The 4,220-nt window shown below is 64.7% G+C and carries 5 protein-coding genes and 1 pseudogene; 3 read left to right on the top strand and 3 right to left on the bottom strand.

What is annotated here, in order from left to right; translation table 11 throughout:
• On the bottom strand, positions 1 to 667 hold a 667-nt coding region (locus ACZ53N_RS36590), incomplete at its 3' end, for an IS4 family transposase (RefSeq protein WP_469145031.1).
• 138 nt (positions 668 to 805) lie between these two features.
• Between ACZ53N_RS36590 and ACZ53N_RS36585 the strand changes: the two are divergent.
• Both ACZ53N_RS36585 and ACZ53N_RS36580 read left to right on the top strand, forming a co-directional pair.
• A pseudogene (locus tag ACZ53N_RS36585) lies at positions 806 to 997 on the top strand (IS630 family transposase); the annotation flags it as partial.
• Between the two features lie 410 nt (positions 998 to 1,407).
• A complete protein-coding gene (locus ACZ53N_RS36580; RefSeq protein WP_469145030.1) occupies positions 1,408 to 1,716 on the top strand; it encodes a peptidase inhibitor family I36 protein in 309 nt (102 codons plus the stop codon).
• A gap of 421 nt (positions 1,717 to 2,137) precedes the next feature.
• On the opposite strand, the gene ACZ53N_RS36575 is transcribed toward ACZ53N_RS36580, so the two are convergent.
• Positions 2,138 to 2,545, bottom strand: a complete 408-nt coding sequence (locus ACZ53N_RS36575) for a transposase (protein ID WP_469145029.1) — start codon at positions 2,543 to 2,545, stop codon at positions 2,138 to 2,140.
• A 133-nt stretch (positions 2,546 to 2,678) separates the two neighbouring features.
• Between ACZ53N_RS36575 and ACZ53N_RS36570 the strand changes: the two genes are divergently transcribed.
• Positions 2,679 to 3,008: a hypothetical protein gene (locus ACZ53N_RS36570; RefSeq protein ID WP_469145028.1), complete on the top strand. Its 330-nt coding sequence runs from the start codon at positions 2,679 to 2,681 to the stop codon at positions 3,006 to 3,008.
• A gap of 449 nt (positions 3,009 to 3,457) precedes the next feature.
• Here ACZ53N_RS36570 and ACZ53N_RS36565 read toward each other — a convergent pair whose 3' ends face one another.
• Complete coding sequence (locus ACZ53N_RS36565; protein ID WP_469145032.1) at positions 3,458 to 3,748, bottom strand: transposase family protein; 291 nt, start codon at positions 3,746 to 3,748, stop codon at positions 3,458 to 3,460.
• Positions 3,749 to 4,220 lie beyond the last annotated feature (472 nt).

Below are 4,220 nucleotides of genomic sequence, written 5' to 3'. Positions count from 1 at the left end.
TCTGCGACAGGTACGAGCCGTCGTCCAGCTGCCGGCACACGGGCAGGACCGCGTTGCTCTTCACCCGCCATAGCAGATCTGCGCCGTCGGCCAGGGCCGCGCGCCAGCGTGGGAAGGCCGGGAAGTTCCGGTCAGCCAGTACCAGCATCCCCGGCTCAAGGTGCTCCCACAGCTGTCCCACCAGCGCGACCTCACTGACGGTGAACGGTCCCATGGCCGCCCCGAACACCGCATGCGTGCCGCACTCGGCCAACACCACCATCCGCACCTGCGGAAACGCCCCCGCACCACGATCAGACACCGCACGGCCGAAATACTCAGCGTTCACCGCGGTGTCCGGCACTTCCAGCGCGGTCCCGTCGACTGCCACCAGACGCCACCGCCGGTACCACGCCCCCGGGGTGTCCGGTCCGGCCACCGGCCGGCACACCCTCTCGAACAGTACCCCTAACGGCTCCGGCCCCAGCCGGGCACGAGCTCGGCTGACCGCCGCGGTGCACGGCACCTCCCACCCCCGAAGCCCCTGGGACAGCAGCCGGGCCACCTCCTCGTATCCAGCCGGCCGAAACAGGCACATCGCCAGCACGAAGCAGACCACCACCCGAGCCGGCAGCTTCCGACGCCGTACTTCACCACGGCCGGTACCCACAACGACCTCGTCGATCAACCCTGCCGGGAAGACTCACGTCAGCACACCCAACGCGAACCGGTCCACAACCCGGCCATCCCCACCTGCCCGCACACCAGCCACACCAGCCACACCAGCTCAACGAGCACACAGGCATAAAGTCAGCAGCATTGCACCTACGCACCCGACCTCAACCCCGTCGAAGGCATCTGGTCCCTCCTGCGGCGCGGCTGGCTCTCCAACATCGCCTTCAGCACCCCCGAACACCTCGTCCAGCGCATCCGACACGGACTACGGCACATCCAATACCGCAGCCACCTCAAAGACGGCTGCCTCACCGAGACCGGCCTGACCATCACACCCGCCTGACCCACCACGACATCACGAGTTCAACCTCAGTATGCACAGCCAAACCGCCTCGACCCGGACCCACATCAGGTTGGAAAGAGCTCCGTGCTTCCGCAACAGGCGGCGGCACTTGTCGTAGTCGTAGCCGCGGTCGGCGAAGAGAGACCCCTGCCGCTGAGACACCCCAACGGCCAAGCCCCTGGATCGAACTCATCTCAATCAGCAAAGCCGCCCCTATCGACCGAACGAGCTATTTTAAGGTCAATCTCTAGACATTACCCAAAGTGGCTTGCTTTCCTGGTGGTCGATTATTCGAGCAAGGGTGAGCGGGAGGTTGTGATGTGGCCCAACTCTGCGAAGTCTCCGAGGACCATTGATGAAAAATCCTCGATGCACTTCTCCAGGCGCAAGCGCCTCGTTGTTTTGCTGCGATGATTTCGACCTTGGGTAGCGTCGCATTGGCAGGGGCACAGAGTGCGATGGCTTGCGACAATGGTTACGTTTGCTTCTACAGTCAACCGGATTATACGGGCGATCAAGCAAATCACTGGTCGGAGGGGACTCCCGGGTGGTGCGGCCCAGCTCCCATTGCAGCGAAATCTGTCTACAACAATTCTACCAGCGGTTACGTTATTTATGGGAGCGCCGACTGTGGCGCGGCTGCTGGCGACGGAGGGTTGGCTATCATGGCACACTCTGGAGCTGGAAATCCGGGCTTCACTATCAATTCATGGAAGTAAGACTCTCTTTCCCCGCATAGGCTACGGGGTGGCCTCCACGAAGGAAGGATGGTGTCAACTCGTGGCAGCAACAAGGGCCGCCCAGGTGTGCGGTACAGGGAGAATCCGGCATGCGGCGACCTTGCGTCGCCCGACACTGACCACCCCGTCGACGAGTACGACCGCCAGGGACTGAAAGGACAGAACCGCGCCTGTGTGTGCGTAACCGTGCCGCTTCGTCCCTACAGAACGCCGCCAACGCCGGTATGAAGGAACGACACCGGATTCCGCTGCGTCGCTACTCCGTAACGAGGCCGCAGTGCACCATGGTCTGGATGCCGGGCCCTCTACGTTCCGCCTGGATCTCGGGGACGACGTGCGAATCGTGGCTCTGGATCACTTTCCGGGCTCGGTCGCTATTTTGGGGGTAGCGGGCTGTTGATCACGGTGAGAGCAGGATGCGGTGCCGTAGGAGATCGAAGTTGGCGCGGCCGTACATTTGTCTCTTCAACAGCTTGATCCTGGTGATGTTGCCTTCGACTGCTCCGGAGGTGTAGGTCGTGGTGAGGGCGGCTTGGATGGCGGCGTGGTCGCGTCGCATGCCGTTGGCCAGAGTGCGGAGTTCGCGTTGGCCGTCGAGGCTGACGTCGGCGATCCAGACATCGAGGGCGAGGTGTTCACCGCGGCGGTCGCGGACCATGAGTGCCAGGCGGTGTGCGTACTCGACGGTCGTCGCCAGCGCGGGGTTCCGCTCGCACAGCTCGTCGAGACCCTTTCGCTCAAGGTCGGTGAGGCGCTCGGGCCGCCGCGTGATCCAGTCGGTGACCCTGCGGACGGTCAGGTGTGGCAAGGGAGCGGTGGCGGGGATCGCGCCGTTGCGGTAGGGCTTCAGGTGCCGGCGGACGGTGTTGACGTCGCCGCGGTAGCCCAGCCGCTGGATTTCCCGGGTGAGCGCGGAAGTTGGTGCAGCCTTCCAGCCAGCAATGGTGCAGATAGAGGCGGTAGTCGTCGATCAGGGTGGGCCGGTTGATGGCGGCGATGAGAAGCTCATCGACTTCTGCGGCGCGTGCGAAGCGGTTGACCGTGCCGCGGCTGAGCTGGAGGTCGCGTGCGATGGCGCGAAGGCTGTCGCCGCGTTCGATGCGTTCTTGGATCTGTTGGTGGCGTTCGCGGGTGCGGGCGACCAGAGGTCTTGGTCGGCCGTGGATGTCCAGTGCTGCGCGGTCGTGGCCTTCAGGGGTTGGGGCGTCGTCGGTCCGCTGCTCGTGGGTGGTGAGGGTTGTCGCAGGTCAGCGCGATGCCGCCCCCGATGACGCGTTCGACTGCTTGCGCCAGGTTGTTCAGAAGGTGCCAGGCATCGGCTACCTGCCTGGCCTGCGCAGCGCCGGTCTGGGCCCCGTCGCGGAAGGAACCGGCACGGTCACGGCAGATGATCCGGACCTCAGGATGGTCCCGCAGCCAGGACGCGAAGGTCGCTGCGGCCCGGTCAGCCAGGACGTCGAGGCCGGGCGGTGGGTTGCCATGTCGATCAGGATCGTCGCGTAGGTCCGTCCCCTTCGAACGGCGAACTCGTCGACACCAAGGTGCGGCACCGGTCCCGACGACGGGAGCGGCAGCGTACGGATCAGCCGGAGCAACGTGTCCTTGCAGGTGTCGATGGCCATGAGCTGGAACAGGCGGGCGCCTGGCCGGCCGCCCAGGAACAGGGCCACGTCGGTGAGCTGGGCGGTGAGAGCGTCCGTGCGGCGTGCGTAGCGACGCGTCAGAGCCGGTACGTGCTCGGCAAATGTCCGACGGGCGCAGTGCTCATTCCCGACACGAGCCGACGCGCTCGTAGCCCGATCCGCACACGCCGGCCAGCGACCGGACGATCTGCCAGAGTCCGCTGGTAGTACCAGTGCACCCTCGAAGATCTCCGCCCGCATCCAGAACAGGCGGCCGACACAGCCCCTGACCGCACGGCGACCCGAACCTCGGCATCCGTCAGCACCAGCTGGCCGACCTCCACCGCGATAGCCGGCAGCAGAAGATCCGCGATCTGAACCCCACCCATCACATCGGATAGCTGCCCAACTACCCCCAAATTAGTGACAGAGCCCGGAAAGTGATCCAGACCCACTTTTCAAACGACGCCCACACAAACCGCCAGCCCCTACAACAACCCGCCTTCAACCTCGGTAGTTACCGGCTACGATGGGCTTCAGTGCTTCGCTGTCGTGGGTGTTGGCGGCGGAGACGTCGCCGACCAGGGGGCAGCCCGTTCTGGCCCGACAGGACGCGCGTCTGAGGTGTTGTGCCCTCCTTGATGACTGCGGTGAGACACATGGACCGCGCATGATGTTCTGCCTTCCCCGGCCGCCCACGCACTGTAGCTCCAGCGCTCTGAACTGCCGGTGACACCAGAAGCGCAGGAGAAACCGCGTGAACCTGAAGGAGAGACCGCGTGGACCTGGCTCTGGCGCCGGAAACGTTGGCGCGCTGGCAATTCGGCATCACCACCGTTTACCACTACCTCTTCGTACCGC

The organism is Streptomyces sp. NPDC033229 (assembly GCF_055576875.1).
This window is presented reverse-complemented; position numbering and strand designations above follow the sequence as displayed.